The following is an 18,818-nucleotide window of genomic DNA, read 5'->3' as shown; positions in this document are numbered from 1 at the left end:
CTCAACTATTTATAAAAGCTAGGCGAAGGTCGTTGCCAGTTCTTTATAAAGAAAGTAATCCAGCTCCTGTAACCAATTTTACAAATCAATTTAAGTAGTGATATGTTGGCCAGCGAAAGCTGGTTTTTTTGTATCTGAAATTCATGGAGCAAGCACTTGTTGCTTCAAGAAGTGAGTTCACTCCTGCAGCGAAAGGTTTCAAGGATACGAGATGCAGCTGTTTGCTGGCTCGTCGGGCTCAACTATTTATAAAAGCTAGGCGAAGGTCGTTGCCAGTTCTTTATAAAGAAAGTAATCCAGCTCCTGTAACCAATTTTACAAATCAATTTAAGTAGTGATATGTTGCCCAGCGAAAGCTGGTTTTTTGTATCTGAAATTCATGGAGCAAGCACTTGTTGCTTCAAGAAGTGAGTTCACTCCTGCAGCGAAAGGTTTCAAGGATACGAGATGCAGCAGTTTGCTGGCCCGTCGGGCTCAACTTCTTATAACTGCTTAGCGAAGGTCGTTGCCAGTTCTGCTATAGAAAATTATCCAGCTCCCGCAACCAGTTTTACAAATCAATTTAAGTAGTGATATGTTGACCAGCGAAAGCTGTTTTTTTTGTATCTGCTTTTTGAGCTTTTACCTCTTTCTTGCACCTACAGCGGCCACTACTTGCCTCAACCTTTAGATCACACATCATTTTATAAAGTGTAAACCCACTTTTTCATCTCAATAAAATTTAAAGTCATCAGCAAATAATCTGCGACAGTTTGTATCCATTGCCTCTAGCTTATTGCTCATAAACTTTAAATTGTTAAAATCACCTCGCAACACATAAAAGCAACAAAATTAAACGCCCTGTTAACACAACTATTATTGATTTAACCATGAGAATAGAATGAATAAAGCAATCCCTCTCCTACTTTGTATTACATTGGCCGCTTGCGGTGGCAGCGAAACAGATAACACTGAAATACCTCAACCTCCAATTCAAGCACCTGAGTTACAAGCTGACATATGCTACCAATTAACTTCAACGATGGGCGATATACTACTGGCAATCGATCTAACTAATACGCCTATTACTGGTGAAAACTTTAAAAATTATGCCAATGATGACTTTTACACCGGAACCATATTCCATCGAACTATCAATAATTTCGTAGTACAGGCTGGAGGTTTTACGAGTGGTTTGATATACAAACCAGGTAATAACCCTATCGTTAATGAAGCTGATGTTGGGATTAGCAATAAGCGCGGCACCATTGCTATGGCTCGAACCGATGCACCCGATTCCGCAACCTCTCAGTTTTTTATTAATGTTTTAGATAACCCTCAACTAGATGCCACGGCAGCAAGCTATGGCTATGCTGTTTTTGGAAAAGTATTACAAGGCATGGAAATAGTGGACCAAATTAGTATCGTTGATACGGATACTAATGATGTTCCCAAAACAGAAATAATCATTAACTCACTTACTGAAACTGATTGCGCAGTTAATTAACAATTTAAAAAATAAACTTACAATGGTGTCGCGCTTTAATTTATAGGCGCGACCGACTTCTATACCAGCTCATTCCTGACTAAAATCATGTCTAACAACAAATGGCAACGAACCACATGCAAGGCGCTATCGACAAGAATTGTGTTTCAATCAGTTTATAACCTTAAACTGTAGCTCTGCTGATGGATAGCAATTGGTCAAATGTTGGTATAATTTCGAGATAGAAAATAATAAGGTGAGAATAAACAATGGGTTCACACAATATTTAGTCATAACAATAAACTTTCAAGACAGTTCCTATCATTAAGGATTAAGTAGGTGTCGGGAACATAGACATAGAAAAAACAGCCTCCCAAACAGTATTACTCAAGTTAATTCTGTTTGTATTTTATGCCGCGTGGATCTGCTGCTGTGTCGAGCTTGAAAGTGGCGCTAACCTGTCGTGCATTACTTTTATTGTTTCAAATTGGCCTAGTGTTTTTGAGTCCGTTAAACGGCATTCTATAGACATAATCATGACTAAGGAGGCCTGTAATCCCGACTCTATCACCATGGCAAGTGCTGTATGCTCGCTTGTCGACAATTGAACGAGTTTGCCTACTTCACTATAAACACACTGATGAGAAGTATTAAAAAACCATGACTTTGGCATTTGAGGTTTTAATAGAAAATGAGCGGCTGTCGCATTTAAAGCAATTTGTACTAATAATGCATCAGTTAATGGAAGTGTTTTTGATAAACGGTCGACCAAGTCTATATAGAATTTAGCGTGTTCAACACTAAACTCCATTGTTTCTTTGGCATCAGGTATTAGAGATTTTAATTTATAAGGTGACAAAAACTCCATGTCATCCCCTAACGAAACACTTAACACTCCATGCGTTTCACTATATCCCCACTGCCAATCCCTTTTTGGCATTACTAACATAACGTTTACCTTTATTTAGATACAAACCGATAATAGATGATAATTTCACCAATATCAAAATAAATTTTCTTCGATATGATATTAAAATTATTAAATAAAAACGATCATCACGATCCAATTAAGATCCCAATGATCGTTTTATGATCTAAATAATAAATTAGATCGCTTAGAATTATTTAATTCTATAGGCTTCTACGATATCTTTAATTAATTTTGGCCCTTGATAAATAAAGCCAGAATAAATTTGTACCATTTCAGCACCAGCATCTAATTTATCTAGTGCGTCTTCAGCACAGTTGATACCACCAACACCGATAATTGGAATTTGGCCTTTTAAGCAATCAGCAAGTTGCTTAATAACCATTGTTGACAATGAATTCAATGGCTTACCACTTAGACCACCCGCTTCATTGGCATTCAACAAACCACTTACACCATCACGAGTTAGTGTTGTGTTAGTTGCGATGGCTGCGTCAAATTCACTACGAATTAACGCATCAGCAATTTTTTCAATTTCTTCACTAGACAAGTCTGGGGCAATTTTCAGAGCAATAGGTACGTACTTACCATGTTGTTCTGCTAACTGTTTTTGCTTCTGTTTTAGCGATCCAAGTAGATCATCTAAAAGATCGCCATACTGTAGCGATCTAAGACCCGGTGTATTAGGCGATGAAATATTTACTGCGATATAAGCAGCATAAGGATAAACCTTATCCATACAGATCAAGTAATCATCTTTACCCTGCTCTACTGGTGTGTCTTTATTCTTACCAATATTGACACCAACCATCGCATTTGACTTAACTGCTTTAAGATTAGCCACTAGATTATCAACACCTTTGTTGTTGAAACCCATTCGGTTAATAATTGCTTTTGCCGGTTTAAGTCTAAAACAACGTGGCTGTTCATTACCTGGTTGAGCGCGTGGAGTAACCGTGCCCACTTCAATATGACCAAAACCCATTGCATGGAATGCATCAATACACTCGCCTTCTTTATCCATACCAGCAGCAAGTCCTACTGGGTTTGGAAAAGTCAGTCCCATCATGGTCACAGGGGCTGGCTTAATTTTTTGCGCATAAAAGCAATTTAAAGGTGAATTACCAGTAGATTTTAAACTGCCAATAGCGAAGTTATGGGCCAGTTCTGGATCCATCTGAAACATGAACTTTTGTGCGATTTTATAAAACATGTTTTCTCCTAGACCGAAAAAAGCCCCGGCAATTGCCAGGGCTGCTGATTAAAATCAGATTACTTTTGACCTTCACAATGAAGGATCAAAAGATTAAGTTCACGTAGGGCTACAGAGAACTTTGCAAACTCATGGCTTTGCGAAGTCTTAAAGTCAGCTAGCATATGGAACCAACGTTCCAATAGGCTCTGATTCGACTCAATCCATTCTGCAATGATCTTATTCGCATCACAGGTTTCTGTACAAGTTCTCAATACAACAGAGCTGAGTGAACGCTGCTGCCAATCAAGCTCTTCCCTAAAGGCCGCTCTAGCCAGTGCTTGCCAATGGTTTGAAACAGGTTGTGCGCTAATCTGTTCCAAGAACCAATGTAAATCAACACTTGCACCAAGCTTAAAGTACGTCTCAGCGACTAACGGGACAGGCTTGTTTTCAAGATCACAGATTTGTGCGATATCTAATGCCGAGAATAAGGTACTGACATTTGCCACAACCATGGCAACATCTTCAGGCACCCCTTCTTTAATTAATGCATTTGATTCTGCGCGAATTCCTTCGACTTCCTCATTAACCATGTATTGATGCACGCTTACTTTCAAGTCATCAAATACAGGCTTAAAGAACTCAATTGTCTGTTCAATATTCAAGTTACGATTGCGATGGCGTAGGAACCAACGACTCGCACGACGAATATTGCGACGTAACTGATGCAGCATTTCACACTGTACAACAGCCGGAATAACACCATTCAAATCAGTAATAGATTTAGTTAAATCAGCTAAACCAAACACTTCGCGTGCCATAGTATAACAAATGGCAGCTTCCGCTACTGAGGCACCTGTCTCATCTTGCATACGTTGCACGAAATTAAGCCCCATATCGTTGACCAACTCATTGGCCAAAGATGTAGCGATAATTTCACCTCTTAGAGGATGCTGCGCCATGTTTGCGGTGTACTTCTCTTGTAATTGCTTAGGGAAGTATTCAACAAGTAGTTGGCTCAAAAAGCTGTCTTCGGTAATTTCAGAAGTAACAAGCTGCTCTTTTAAGATCATTTTGGCGTAAGCAACCAAAACTGAAAGCTCTGGACGTGTTAACGATTTACCATTAACTAAACGATCTGCAAGTTCATCTTCATTTGGTAAGAATTCCAGCGCTCTATCAAGCTTGCCTTCTTTCTCAAGGTAATGAATAAAACGGATTTGCTCTTTTAACTGTTCTGCGCCTCGAACCTGAGTTATCGAGATTGAACGAGTTTGATCTTTGCAATCTTGCAGCACGATGCGGCTTACTTCATCCGTCATCTCTTCAAGTAGACGGTTACGTTGCTTAACCGTCATCTCTCCATCAGCCACTAACGCATTAAGTAAAATTTTAATGTTTACTTCGTTATCAGAACAATCAACACCACCCACGTTATCAACGAAGTCAGTGTTCATGCGTCCGCCACTAGCACAGTATTGAATTCGGCCTAGTTGAGTACAACCTAAGTTACCACCTTCACCAATAATCTTGGCTTTGAGTTCGTCGCCATTAACACGAATAGCGTCGTTAGCGCGATCACCAACTTCCGCATGTGATTCACTGGTTGCTTTCACATAGGTACCAATACCGCCATTCCAAATAAGATCCACTTGCATCTTAAGCAGCTCTTTTAGCAACTCAAGCGGTGGCATAGAGGCTTTTTGACTACCTAGCATCTTTTTCATTTCAGGTGACAATGGAATCGACTTAGCAGAGCGCAAGAAGATACCACCACCTTTAGAAATAAGTTCTTTATTATAATCTTCCCAGCTAGAGCGTGGCAGTGCAAATAAGCGTTCGCGCTCTACATAACTGGTTGCTGCATCTGGATTTGGGTCGATAAATATATGCATGTGGTTAAATGCAGCGACTAATCGCGTATGTTTCGACAACAACATACCATTACCGAATACATCACCAGCCATATCACCGACAGCTAAACAGGTAAAATCGGTAGTTTGGCAGTTAACGCCCATTTCACGGAAATGACGTTTAACTGATTCCCATGCTCCGCGTGCGGTAATGCCCATCTTCTTATGGTCATACCCGTTACTACCACCCGATGCGAATGCATCCCCTAACCAGAAGTTATATTCGATAGCAATTTCGTTAGCGATATCAGAGAAGGTTGCCGTGCCTTTATCGGCAGCAACAACTAAATATGGGTCGTCCTCATCGTGTCTCACCACATTTTCAGGAGCAATGACTTCACCATTGATGATGTTGTCACTGATATCGAGCAAACCACGAATAAATAAACGGTAGCATTCTTGTCCTTCGGCGAAGAAGGCCTCACGACCGCCATCTGTTGGCAGTTGCTTACAAACGAAACCACCTTTAGCACCGACAGGAACAATTACCGTATTCTTAACTTGCTGCGCCTTAACAAGACCTAAAACTTCGGTACGGAAATCTTCTCGTCTGTCAGACCAGCGCAAGCCACCACGGGCCACTTTGCCACCACGAAGGTGTACACCTTCAACACGTGGAGAATAAACAAAGATTTCATACTTCGGCAGCGGCTTTGGCATTTCAGGGATCAATTCAGGTTCAAACTTGAACGAGATATATGATTTTGGTAAGCCAGAATCCGCTACTTGATAGAAGTTAGTACGATTCGTTGCATTAATTAAATCAAGATAACGACGAATAATTCGGTCATCATCTAGGCTCGAAACATCATCAAGGCGAAGATCAATTTGTTCGATAAACTTGTTTAACGTACGAGTTTTCAACTTAGGGTTGAACTTGCGAATGTACATTTTAACAAGTAAGTCAGCAATTTGCGGATAGCTTGAGAAAGTTTCTTCAATATAGGCTTGGCTAAACGTAGAGTCTATTTGGCGCATATATTTAGCATATGCTCGAAGTACAGAAACTTCTCGACCAGTTAGACCTGTAGAGAGAACCAAACGGTTAAAACCATCATCTTCTAACTCTTTCTTCCAAACCTGAGACAATGCAGTTTGAAAGCGTTCTTGGCTGTCAGCAAGATCATCTGATGCTACATTTTGTGTAGTCATCAAGAAGTCTAGGATCCAATAAGTGGCACCATCGACTGTTTTAACTTCATAAGGTCTTTCATTAATCACTCTAAGACCGAAGTTTTCAAGCATTGGCAGCACGTCAGAAAGATGAATTGGTTCATCTTTATGGAATAACTTGAGACGTACCTTATTGTCGTTTAATGCGGTTTCTTGTGGCTGATAAAACAACATGCCAAGTTTATGGTCATCATCAAGCTCTTCAAGATGCTGGATATCAACAACTGCTGAACTAGGCAGAACATCTTCTTTATAGCTGCGCGGAAATGCATCTACATAACGCTTAATCAGGCTATTACCTAACTCTTCACCTTGAGCGCTGAACACTGCGCTCGCAAGCTTGTCTTCCCAAGAGCGAGCCGCTTCGGTCAAATTATTCTCAATCGTTGCCACATCGACATCCATACTATTATTGTCAACTTTGATAATGTAATGCGTTCTTGCCAAAGTAGACTCTGAGAAATATGTGGTGAACTCCACGTCTTCACTACTATTGAAATGTTGCGCAAGAATACGCTGAGTGTCTTCACGTAACTTAGTGTTGTATCTATCTTTAGAGACATAAACTAAGCAAGAGAAGAATCGACCAAAGCCATCTTTACGAACAAATAGTTTTAGCTTGTCACGATCTTGCATCTCAAGTACGCCGTGAGCGATTGAAGCAAGTTGTTCAACACTGGCTTGGATCAACTCATCTCGTGGGAGAGTCTCAAGAATATGCATCAAGGCTTTGTAATCATGAGAACGAGGCGCAAGACCTGAACGGTCTAAGACCCGTTGCACTTTCTGAGCAAGTAAAGGAATTTCACGAGGACTACGGTTATAGAGATTTGAGGCATACAAACCGATAAATCTATCTTCACCAATAACATTACCCTTCTCATCAAAGCGTTTAACACCGATGTAATCTACATATGCTGGGCGATGAACGCGGCTTTTTTCACTGCTCTTAGTTAACACTAACAGGCTATTATCTAGCGCCTCTTTACGTGCATTCTCAGAGAAGTTTGAAAGAAGCAGACCAGTTTCAGTTTTGGTTTTACTTGATTTAGTCATCAAGCCAAGGCTGGTTGACTTATCAGCGACCAACTCTAAATCACCCTCGACTTTATGCAGATCATAACGGCGGTAACCGAGTAGTGTGAGGTGATGATTGTTAAGGTAAGAGAGGAAGTTTTTCGCTTCGTTAAGCTCTTCCTTAGTACCTGGATAAGGTCGGCTTTCTAACTCGTTGATAGTTTCGCCTAGCTTGGCCGACATTGCTTCCCAGTCATTAACTGCGGCTGCTACATCGCCAATCACGGACTCAATTTCTTTCGTTAGAGCCTTAATATCATCATCGCTACTTTGACGGTCGATCTCAATTAAAAAAACCGCAACTTTGTCAGCATTTTCTTGTTCGTCAGAGCTGTAACTCACATGAGTTACCACACCATCTTGGCGCTCTATAACCATTGGCGTGTGCAGCATCATATGTGCCGTGATACCCAAACGATTAATTGCCATACCAACTGAATCTACCAAGAAAGGCATATCAGGTTGGATAATTTCAATAATCGAGTGGCTTGATTGCCAGCCATGCTTGGACTGACTCGGGTTGAATACTCTAATATGACCTTCCCCGACGGAGGTCTTATTCAGTGCGTTCCATTGACTTAAAACAGCGCCATAGAGGTCACTGTCGTTACGCGCATTTAGATCGTCTTTTGACATATGCGCATAGAGACAAGTCGCGAACTGTTCTACTTGTTTAGCTTGTGAATTGGGTACTTTAGAGTGAATTAGGTTGACTACGTTTTCGAGCAGTACTGAAGGCATTGCATCTTTCAAGGCCATGTTGCTATTTCCTTAGGGGCTATGGCAGCGCTTTTTAATTTTTATGGATGCTTCTTAAACGGACCTGAGCCTATTTCTGTGACCTAGGTCATGCGCGAAGTTTATTACTAAACTCACCATATTTCGAGAACTATTTTAGTGGTACATCCTCATTCAATTTAACCTAGCAACGATTTAATTCACATGGATGACATAACAATCGCATATTACGTGTTTTTATGCATAAAAAAAGAGGAGCTAATGCTCCCCTTTAGTCGATTCTACTTGGGCTGCCGCCAAAACATGGCCGCTATAGATGGTAGGATAATTATTGCCCCCAACATATTTACCAAAAACATGAATGTGAGCAAGATCCCCATATCCATTTGGAACTTAAGTGCTGAAAAGAACCAGGTACTCACACCAATCGCTAATGTCAGTCCAGTAAAGATCACCGCGCTACCACGTTCAACCAGTGCCTCATAATAAGCTTTTTGTACTGGCATTCCGTCTCGTAAACGTACAGCCATGGTTGATAAAATATAAATACCGTAATCAACACCAATACCCACACCGAGTGCAATCACAGGTAAAGTACTCACTGCAAGTCCAATATCAAGCTGAGTCATTAACGCCTGCGCTAACGTCGAAACCACATAAAGAGGCAAAATTACCGCTATCGTAGCTCTTAGTGAACGGAAACTGATAAGACATAAAATAAACACAGCACCGTAGACATAAAGCATCATAGGCAGCTGTGCCTCGGCAACAGCTTCATTGGTTGCCGCCATAACACCAACAGGACCAGACGCTAACTTAAACTGAATTTTGTCGGTATCAAGCTGTTTTTGCAGTTCATTAACCTTAGCAATAACTAACTCTATAGTTTCAGCTTTATGATCTTTAAGGAACAAATAGACCGGCATCACAGAGCAATCACTATTTAGTAATCCTGATGTTGTCGGTACGCGGCCTACAGCCTGAACTAAGCTTGCTGTTGTGCGTGGCAATACACTCCACTTTGGATTGCCTTCATTAAAGCCAGAGTTCACACGCTTTGCCACAGATGCCAAACTTGCTGTTGCTTCAACTCCAGGTGTGTTACTTACCTGCCACTCAAAATCATCAATTTGTGTCAACACCGAGTGATAAGTACAGGCTTCCGGAAATGCCTCAACAATTACAGTCATCACATCAGTAGTAATGGAAAACTTATCGGTAATAAAAAATGTGTCCTGATTATAACGAGAGTCTAAATGCAGCGCTGGTGCTCCGCCTTGCAGATCGCCAATTTTCATCTTATTAGCTTGCTGTAAGCCAACTGCATAAAGCAACCCGGTCACAATCAATACCCAAATCGCGTATTTTGGCGTAGCGAAATTAGATAGCTTAAGCCAAATATTATTAACAGGATTTGGCTTATTTTCTTTACGAGGTTCCACACTTGTATAAGAAATAACTAGAGGCAATAACACTAGGTTAGTTAAGATAATAACCGCAACACCTAAGGAGGCTGAAATCGCGAGCTCTCGAATAATACCAATGTCGATAGCTAGCAGCGTCATAAAACCTATGGTGTCAGATAACAACGCCACACCACCAGGAATAAGTAAACTTCTAAATGCCAGTGCAGCCGCCGCCTTTGTTGTTTGTCCATCGGTGACCCGACGCCTTACTGCATTGATCATCTGCACGCTGTGACTGACACCAATGGCAAAAACCAAAAATGGAATAAGTATCGACATGGGGTCTAAGCCAAATCCAATAACAGTTAATAAACCTAACTGCCACACTACGGCTATCAAACTACATACTAACGGTAAAATTGTCAGCGCGACCGACTTTGAGAAGAAGTAAACCATCACCGCCGTCACTAAGATAGCGATAAGGAAAAACAGCAATACCCCTTTAGCACCGTCGGCAACATCTCCAGCCATCTTGGCAAAACCTATGATATGAATCTTTATCTCATCGGTTTCATATTGCTCACGCAACTGCTCTTCTAACTGCGCAGCAAACGCCAACGTATCTAAAGCCTCACCCGTTTGCGGGTCAAAATCCATTAACTGTGCACTGACCATTGCCGCCGAATAGTCTTCAGCTATCAAACGACCAACAATACCTGCTTTTTCGATATTACCTCGAACGGTTTTTAAGCCTTCCTCAGTAGTAGAAAAATCCGCGGGGATCACTGGCCCGCCAGCAAAGCCGTCTTCAACAACTTCAGTAAATCGGGTCGATGGTGAAAAAAGTGATTTAACTTGTGCCCTGTCTACACCCGGAATAAAAAACAGCTGATCATGCACGTTTTTGAGTGCATCGAAGAAATTAGCATTAAAAATATTACCGCTAGTATCTTCTACCGCTACCATGATGCTATTTGCACCACCAAACTGTTTCTGGTGCTTTAAATAAGTTTGCATGTAGCTATGGTTAAGTGGGATATTTTTGACAAATGCGGCATCCATTTTTAGGTTACTCGCTTGTATCCCAAGAAAAATTGTTGTTACCGCAAACAAGAATATGACGAAAGCTCTATGACGGAATAGATAAGATTCGAATCCATTAACTAATTTATCTAACATAGTAAGGTCCTATTATTTTTGTTCTAGTTTGATGAGACCTTTATTACCTGCAACCCATAAGTTTCCTTCTGAGTCTTTGGCAATAGCGACTAGGTTTTCACCCTGTCGCTGCTCTACAAGTTGGCTTTCACCGGTGGCAAAGATATCGATTATAACGCCTGCATTACCGACTAATCTTAATGTGCCATCATTGAGGCTAATCCCTGCATTTATAGTTGAATCAGTAGGTAGATTAATCTTTTTCCAATTAACTAAACTCAGATCCGACTTAAATACATTGCCCCTCAGTCCCATTACAAAAGCAGAGTCATTGATAACAACCGCATTAAATAAAGAACCTTCATACATAAAATCTTGCTTTAGCCAGTTCAGACCTTGATCATTTGAAGTGGCAAGCAAACCGAGCTCACCCACCATAATGAGCGTGCCATCTGTTGCTTGAATAATGCGATTAAAATGCGGTAGTAAAGTACTTCGCTCTGAAAGATAAAGAGCTTCATCTTCAGCCTTTAATTCTTCCAAATATTCGACATCTTCTTCAAATAGCAGTTCTTGATGGTATTCACTATTCCATGTTTTACCCCCATCATGGGTACGGTAAAATAGACCATAGGCACCAACGGCTACGCCATGCTGCTGAGTAAAGAAAAGGATGTCTAATAGCGGCTTTTCCATTTCTTCTGACTGCATTTGCACTGACCAAGTCTGGCCGCCATCTTTTGTATGAAGGATGGTCGCGTCATGGCCTACAGCCCAACCGATATCAGGCGCAATAAAAAACAGTTTAGTGAGTAAGGCTTGGGTTGGGGTTTTGACCTGTTTCCAAGTATCTTGATAAACAAAAGCGTGTCCTCGTTCACCGACGGCAACCAAGGATTGTTGGTTATTTGCGATATCTAAAACTAATGAGTTTGCTGCAAGAGGCTGAATCTGTTGTTCGAATAAATTCTCTTGTGCCATTACATGTGATGATTGAAAAAGGCTTAAAAGACTCAATGTTGAGATAAATCGAAGCATGCTAAACGACATACAGACTTCCTTAAAAAATAAAGAGGGGCCTGGGCCCCTCAACAAGCGAGTTTAACGAATACCTGCACGGCGTAAGGCTGCTGGAGTAAAGTTTGCTTCACTCAATTTCGCATCGAAGTCATACATACGGCCTTCATTATCTAGACCCATCGCAATATAACGACGTGACTGCAGATCATGGAACACTTCCAAGGTACTCCATTGTGTAGGCACTTCGTAGTAGTTCAAACCATGGGCTATTGCTACGCGGTAGAGTTCATCTCGGTTATCATAAAGATCCGCAACTGAAACCTGCCAAGAGTCTTCATCAATGTAGAAAGTACGTGCCTTGTAGATATGGCGCATGCCCTCTTTCAGTGTCGCTTTAACGACCCAAACACGATGCTTTTCATAACGAACATATTCAGGGTTGATATGGCCTGGAGTGATGATTTGCTCGTAATCAAGCTTATCTGAGTGCAACTTATAATCGTTGTACGGGATATAAAGCTCTTGCTTACCCACTAATTCCCAGTTGTAACGTACTGGAGAGCCGTTGAACATATCGAAGTCATCGGTTGTTCTTAGACCATCAGAAACGGTACCTGGAGTGTCGAATGCAACATTTGGAGCCTTACGTACGCGGCGCTGCCCTGTATTATAAGTCCAAGCTTGACGAGGTAACTTTTCTTGGTCCATCGTCTCTTTCACAAGCAGTGCAGTACCCGCAAGACGAGCTGGTTGAGTAACAACCTGCTTAAAGAAAAACAGAGTATTGTCTTTACTTAGCTTGTCTAACGTCATCTCAGGGCGAGAATATTGAAAGCGCAGTTCTTCAGTGGTTTCAACTAAGGTATAGCTACCACCCGCGGTCGGCGCAGCTTGACTACGAGAGGTCTTAAGATCTACACCACGAAAACGAAGTACATGATTCCAAATCACCTCTAGACCATTTTCAGGTATAGGAAATGGAATACCAATTGATGCGCCCTTAATACCGTTGCCGCCATCGATGAGCTCTGCACGAGTCGCGTTCTCTTTGGTAGCATCATAAACAAACTGAGGCACTGAAGCCGAACGACGAGTTTGGTACACATTCATCTTGAATGTTTCAGGGTATAGCTCAAACAGTTTGATCTGACCGTCTGATAAATACTCTTTATATTTATCTTTATTAGCATTGGTAATGGTAAATTCAATTTTATCGCTAGGGAAAGGATCTGGATGATGCATTCCTTTACTATAACCAGCAACAGGCTCTGTGATCCCACCATCCCATGCTGGAATAGATCCATCCGCATTAGCGGCTTTTTCACCACCAAGTGGAGTAAACTCAGTACCTAACTTCGCAGCATCTGCTTCAGAAACCTTAGCCAAGGCACTTGGTGCGCTTAAAGCTATCATCACTGCTACAGGCAACATCGCAAGTTTATTCATTGTTATTGTCCTTGTGATTTTAGATTGAATATTTAATATTGAACGAAACATAATCTCGATCAGCCATCGAATTGGTCGTTCCTACTCCACCGAAGAAAGTGTTGTAAGAAAGATCTGCGCCCCAACGGCTCTGGTAATCGAAGTTAATGCCCAAAGCGACTGACTTCTTACCTTCTGTGAACAAGAACATAGGATCTGGAGTGATACCATCAACGTCATGGGAGAAAATAACTCGAGGTGCAATGTTCACACCGCCCCATACGTTGTTGTAGTCAGCTTTAGCAACTAGACGATAGCCCCAGGCAAAATCAGTTGGGAATGGGTTGGTTTCTGGACCGTTATGTACCGCTTCGATAATACCTGGCATATCAGGATTACCGCCCGAACGAGAAGTACCTGGACCATTGAGTCTTAACTCATCATGGCTTGGCATATCGTGGATCCATACTCCACCGACTTCAGCTAGCATAGTCAAGTTATCGGTGCCCAATGTAGGGCCAAATAGGTGAGTAAAGGTAGTCTGAGCCTGAGTGGTATCTAAACGAATAAAGCCTTCAGCATATTCACCAGGACCGTAGTTTTCAACTTGTGAAATTCCGTCAAATTCAGGGTTTAAACCTGCATTAGCAAGTTGCTGTGGCATGGCGGCAAATAATAATTCAACATCATCAATCTGTAACGGTTCATCCAAACGATGAGCAATTTCACCTGCAACGGAAGTGTCACCTACTAATGTATTAAAACTAAAGCCCATCAACTGAATATCTTCAGGGTAAACAATCTGCGCCTTAGAGAAAGTCTCTAGTGCTAATATATCTTCACGAGTCATCTCCTCGCCAGACTGTGCTTTACCACCAAGACGTTGTAAATCGCGGGCTATTGCATCTTCGTTAAAGTTTGCCGTAGTACCACTAATCAGCGGACGACGACTATGGTAGTTCATGTAGTACAAGCCAAACTCGGTTTCACCCAATTGGGGCGCATAATAACCAAGTTTTACCCCCCACTGACCATCATCACTTGCCGAAGCAGGATCTTCAACCAAGGTTGCTTTGGTTGGATAAGCTAATGCCAATCTAGCTAAATCAGCTGGATCAACCTGCCCTGAGCCCACCATACCCACAAGGGTATTGTATTCAGACAACAAGAAATCGAGATTCATATCTGGATTAGAGTTAAAACCTAACTGAGCGTTTTGGTTATAACCACCATAACCGGCAAAGTCATTAGTTGAAAAAATTGAGCCCGGTGTTGGAACCCAAACTGGTTCCCAATCATATTGGTAAAAACCTTCGACAGATAAGTTATCGGTCACGCCGAATGATGCCCAAACCATACCTTGTGGCCTAAAGGCTTCTTTCAGTTCAGCTCCCGGCGCATTAAGAATGTTCAAATCAACAGGGTTAATCACACCAATACCGTGTGCAATCAAGGTGCTTTCTCCCCAAGAGACTACCTGATTACCAACACGGATTGAGAGTGGATTTGCGCCATCGTTAAAATCGAAATCGGCATAAACAAAAGCATCCAATAAACGTATGTCTTTACACTGTACTTCAGACGCTTTGCTATCAGCACAAGGGTCAAACTCTTGTCCCGTCAGCGGATCATTAAAACCAAAGTCACCATCATTGAGTTTACGATCATAGAAATACATGCCTCGAGCAAACAGGCCAAAATTTTGGTATTTCAATGACAACTCATGAAGACCTTTAACGATCTCAGATGTTGTATCACCTTTTGAATATAACAGGTTACTTAAATCACCATTGCTCGAATAAGAGCCTGGTTGTGCCCAGATCTCAGCCGAACTGTACTTAGTATCCCCAAAAGCTGAGTAGCCAGACCAATCAAAGCGAGGATGGTTTACTTTACCAATCTGATTGTCCCAATCTCTGCCCTCGACACGCCAACTTGCACCAGCAGTCCAAGTAGAATCGAATGTTCCTTCTACCTCACCCCAATTGAATGAGATTGCATTAGCATGATTTGTCATGCCAAAACCAAGCGCCGCAACTATCCCCAAAGCGAGCGCCGACTTATTAAAGCCGTTTTTAATCTTTTTCATTTTAGCTTCTCTCCGTAACCTGCTGGATTCTTTTGTTATAGGAATTGATTAGCCAACATTTCGTTAACTTACAGGTGACACCATTGTTACAGCATTTATACGAAGTGAGCAAGGATGAAATTTAGAAAATCTTCAAAAGATTTCGTCACTTAAGAGCAGGTTCATTGGTAGATTTTAGTGCTGTATTTAAATCAGCAATAGGTAAACTTAAAATTGCGGGATGAGTAGGTCATTTGTTACGTGTTTACAATGACCTAGAGCACCAAGTTTAGGGTATGGTTTGACGTTTAAAGCAATCGACCGTTTGAAGTAATTACTCTAACACTTACTGAGGCTGATCAGGTTTCCCTGACTATCGACGACCATTTTAAAATAGGCTTTTATACCCATGCTGGATAAGAAGGGTCTAAAATGACGAGCATTGATCCACAGGGTTCGTCCCTTGGTATCCACGACCTCGACTTGATTAACCTCGCCTCGGTAGTAAGGAAGAAACTCTTGATAACTGATATTCAGCGGAAATTGAAAAATCTGATGTGGTGATGCCAAAACAAACTCTCATTAAATAATTGGACCTCAATTCTGTTCGCATATATTACGATGAGTGAGAATGAGATCCAATATTTTCAATTACATTTTATGCTAATGCTTTTGTCACTTTCTCGTATAAATCTTTAGATAAATCTTCAACAGCAAGAATACGTTGCAATTCATTTCTCATCAATTGCTGCCTATTTAAGTCAAATTTCTTAAACTGGATTAACGGCGTAATAATGCGCGCTGCTACTTGCGGATTAAGAATATTAAGTTTAATAATCGCATCGGTTAGGAACCTATAGCCCGCTCCACTTTTCTGATGAAATTCAAACGTATTACCTGCAGCAAACGCCCCAATAAGAGAGCGCACTCTATTTGGATTATTAAAGCTAAATGCCTCATGCTCAAACAGTGACAATAAGGTATCAATACAATCACCGCTATTTAAAGTGGCATGCAGTACCAGCCACTTATCCATCACTAAAGGGGTTTTCGCCCATTGGAGCTCAAACTTTGTCATTAATTCATCACGGATCGCTGATGACTCACAATTTAGTGCTGTTAAAGCCCCTAAACTATCTGTCATATTTTGCGCCGATTCAAACTGAGCCTTAGCAAGAGTGCCGTAACTTTGCTCTATTTTAAGTAGCAAACTTAAACACACATTTTTAAGCGCACGAGAGGATGCATCATCAGCATTCTGTAATTCTCGTACCATAGCGAATAACTCATCTTCACAGCCAGAAGCAATTTCGAGCACGACAAACTCTCTAGCAAGAGCAAGATTATCGAGATCAACAGAAGCTTTCTGCTCAATCAAAGCATTAGCACTCGTTAAGGACAAAATTTCTGCCATTAGTGCCCTATCCAACTCCTGAGACAGGATCACGCCTTTGAATGCATCTAAGATCCTAGGGTCAATGTACATAGCTTGCTTGCTTTGTAGATTGTCAATATTTTGCCAAACTGATTGGCTAAACAGTGAAACAGATGCTTCCCATTTAGCAACCTCGCTGTTGGCGAATCGCATGATATGGATCAGTTGTTCAACAGAGTAGTTGAAGTTTAACTTAACTGGCGCAGAAAAATTCTGTAGTAAAGAAGGAATTGGTTTTTGTTGGATCCCTTCAAAAGTAAAGACCTGCTTAGCCTCTGTAAAGTCCAATACCTTGTTAAATATAGATTGGCCTTCAACATCAATAAGCTCGATATCGAAAGGAATATGCAGTGGCAGTTTTTCTTTCTTGTCAGGTGTTGCTGGGGTCATTTGCGACAGCGTTAACTGGTAGACATTGGCCAGTTCATCATAGTGTTCTTCAATATCAACTTGCGGTGTGCCCGCCTGACTATACCAACGTCTAAATTGGGTTAAATCGACCTTACTCGCATCTTCCATCGCAGCAACAAAATCATCGCAGGTCACAGCTTGGCCGTCATGACGTTTGAAATATAACTTCATACCTTGCTGGAAAGCTATCTCTCCAAGTAAGGTATGCATCATTCTAATCACTTCAGCACCTTTATTATAAACAGTAACCGTGTAGAAGTTATTCATTTCAATAACTGACTCAGGCCTGATCGGATGGGCCATTGGACCGGAATCTTCAGCGAACTGCTGGTTTTTAATGACTTTAATAGCATGAATACGATTAACCGCACGAGAGCCTAAATCGGAACTAAATTCCTGATCTCTAAAGACAGTTAAGCCCTCTTTTAGACTTAGTTGGAACCAATCGCGACAGGTTACTCGATTTCCAGTCCAATTATGGAAGTATTCGTGTCCCACCACAGACTCAATCCCATGGTAGTCATCATCAGTTGCAGAGGCTTTATCGGCTAACACGAACTTGGTATTGAATACATTTAAGCCCTTGTTTTCCATCGCTCCCATATTGAAAAAATCAACCGCGACTATCATGTAGATATCAAGGTCATACTCAAGATCAAAACGGCTTTCATCCCAAGCCATTGATTTCTTGAGCGACGCCATAGCATGATGTGCTTTGTTCAAGTTACCTTTGTCCACAAATACCTGAAGCTTAACGTCTCGATTACTGCAGGTCGTAAATTTGTCCTCTAGCAAATCAAAATCACCAGCCACTAATGCAAACAGGTAGGCAGGTTTGGGAAATGGATCATGCCACTTAGCAAAGTGCAAACCATTGTCTAACTCACCGCTTTCTATTAGGTTGCCATTACTCAATAAATAAGGAAAAGCCGCTTTTTCCGCTTCAATACGTACTGTATAAATAGCTAATACATCGGGTCTGTCTAAGAAATAAGTGATCCGTCTAAATCCTTCTGCCTCACATTGAGTACAGTAGGCCCCATCAGACATATATAGACCTTCGAGACTGGAGTTTGCTTCAGGATCGAGCTGAGTGATTATCTGCAATTCAAAGTTATCAAGACCTGTCGTAATAACTAGTTCACCTGTTAGTTGCTTAAACTCGGCTGCAGCTCCATTAACCTTAACGCTAAGCACTGTTAACTCATCACCCACTAATACAAGCGACTCATTATGCTTACCTTGTCTAATAACTTTGCTGGTCGCAACAACTTGAGTCTGCTTTTCTGCAAGAGTGAAATCTAAGTCAATATGGGAAATTTGAAAATTAGGTTTTTGGTAGTCTTTGAGGAATTTAGCTTGTGGTTGTGACATGAATAAACCTCTTCTTATTAATTTTGGATTAA

The 18,818-nt window shown here is 41.3% G+C and carries 10 protein-coding genes; 1 reads left to right on the top strand and 9 read right to left on the bottom strand.

Features of this window, described 5'->3' with window-relative positions; genetic code table 11:
* Positions 1–880: 880 nt before the first annotated feature.
* Positions 881–1,486 carry a peptidylprolyl isomerase gene (locus K5Q73_RS18675; RefSeq protein WP_220759203.1) on the top strand — a complete coding sequence of 202 codons (606 nt, stop codon included), beginning with the start codon at positions 881–883 and terminating at the stop codon, positions 1,484–1,486.
* A gap of 388 nt (positions 1,487–1,874) precedes the next feature.
* On the opposite strand, the gene K5Q73_RS18670 is transcribed toward K5Q73_RS18675, so the two are convergent.
* The 9 genes from K5Q73_RS18670 to pepN all read right to left on the bottom strand — a co-directional run bounded on the left by K5Q73_RS18670 (position 1,875) and on the right by pepN (position 18,786).
* Positions 1,875–2,414: a cell division protein ZapC gene (locus K5Q73_RS18670; protein ID WP_220766163.1), complete on the bottom strand. Its 540-nt coding sequence runs from the start codon at positions 2,412–2,414 to the stop codon at positions 1,875–1,877.
* Positions 2,415–2,586: 172 nt separating this feature from the next.
* Positions 2,587–3,606: a quinone-dependent dihydroorotate dehydrogenase gene (gene pyrD, locus K5Q73_RS18665; RefSeq protein ID WP_220759205.1), complete on the bottom strand. Its 1,020-nt coding sequence runs from the start codon at positions 3,604–3,606 to the stop codon at positions 2,587–2,589.
* A 59-nt stretch (positions 3,607–3,665) separates the two neighbouring features.
* Positions 3,666–8,510: an NAD-glutamate dehydrogenase gene (locus tag K5Q73_RS18660; RefSeq protein WP_220759206.1), complete on the bottom strand. Its 4,845-nt coding sequence runs from the start codon at positions 8,508–8,510 to the stop codon at positions 3,666–3,668.
* Between the two features lie 260 nt (positions 8,511–8,770).
* Entirely contained in the window at positions 8,771–11,074 is a 2,304-nt protein-coding gene (locus tag K5Q73_RS18655; protein WP_220759207.1) for an RND family transporter, read from the bottom strand.
* A gap of 12 nt (positions 11,075–11,086) precedes the next feature.
* Positions 11,087–12,103, bottom strand: coding sequence for a YCF48-related protein (locus K5Q73_RS18650; RefSeq protein ID WP_220759208.1), 1,017 nt, complete (start codon positions 12,101–12,103; stop codon positions 11,087–11,089).
* A 51-nt stretch (positions 12,104–12,154) separates the two neighbouring features.
* On the bottom strand, positions 12,155–13,519 hold the full coding sequence (locus tag K5Q73_RS18645; RefSeq protein ID WP_220759209.1) for a DUF1329 domain-containing protein: 1,365 nt from the start codon (positions 13,517–13,519) through the stop codon (positions 12,155–12,157).
* Positions 13,520–13,538: 19 nt separating this feature from the next.
* Positions 13,539–15,587, bottom strand: coding sequence for a DUF1302 domain-containing protein (locus K5Q73_RS18640; RefSeq protein WP_220759210.1), 2,049 nt, complete (start codon positions 15,585–15,587; stop codon positions 13,539–13,541).
* 318 nt (positions 15,588–15,905) lie between these two features.
* The gene (locus K5Q73_RS18635; RefSeq protein ID WP_220759211.1) at positions 15,906–16,136 is read right to left on the bottom strand and encodes a DUF2835 domain-containing protein; all 231 of its coding nucleotides are present in this window, start codon (positions 16,134–16,136) and stop codon (positions 15,906–15,908) included.
* A gap of 88 nt (positions 16,137–16,224) precedes the next feature.
* Positions 16,225–18,786, bottom strand: a complete 2,562-nt coding sequence (gene pepN, locus K5Q73_RS18630; RefSeq protein ID WP_220759212.1) for an aminopeptidase N — start codon at positions 18,784–18,786, stop codon at positions 16,225–16,227.
* Positions 18,787–18,818 lie beyond the last annotated feature (32 nt).

Origin of the sequence: Shewanella sp. MBTL60-112-B2 (assembly GCF_019655055.1) — a bacterium.
GTDB lineage: Bacteria > Pseudomonadota > Gammaproteobacteria > Enterobacterales > Shewanellaceae > Shewanella.
This window is presented reverse-complemented; position numbering and strand designations above follow the sequence as displayed.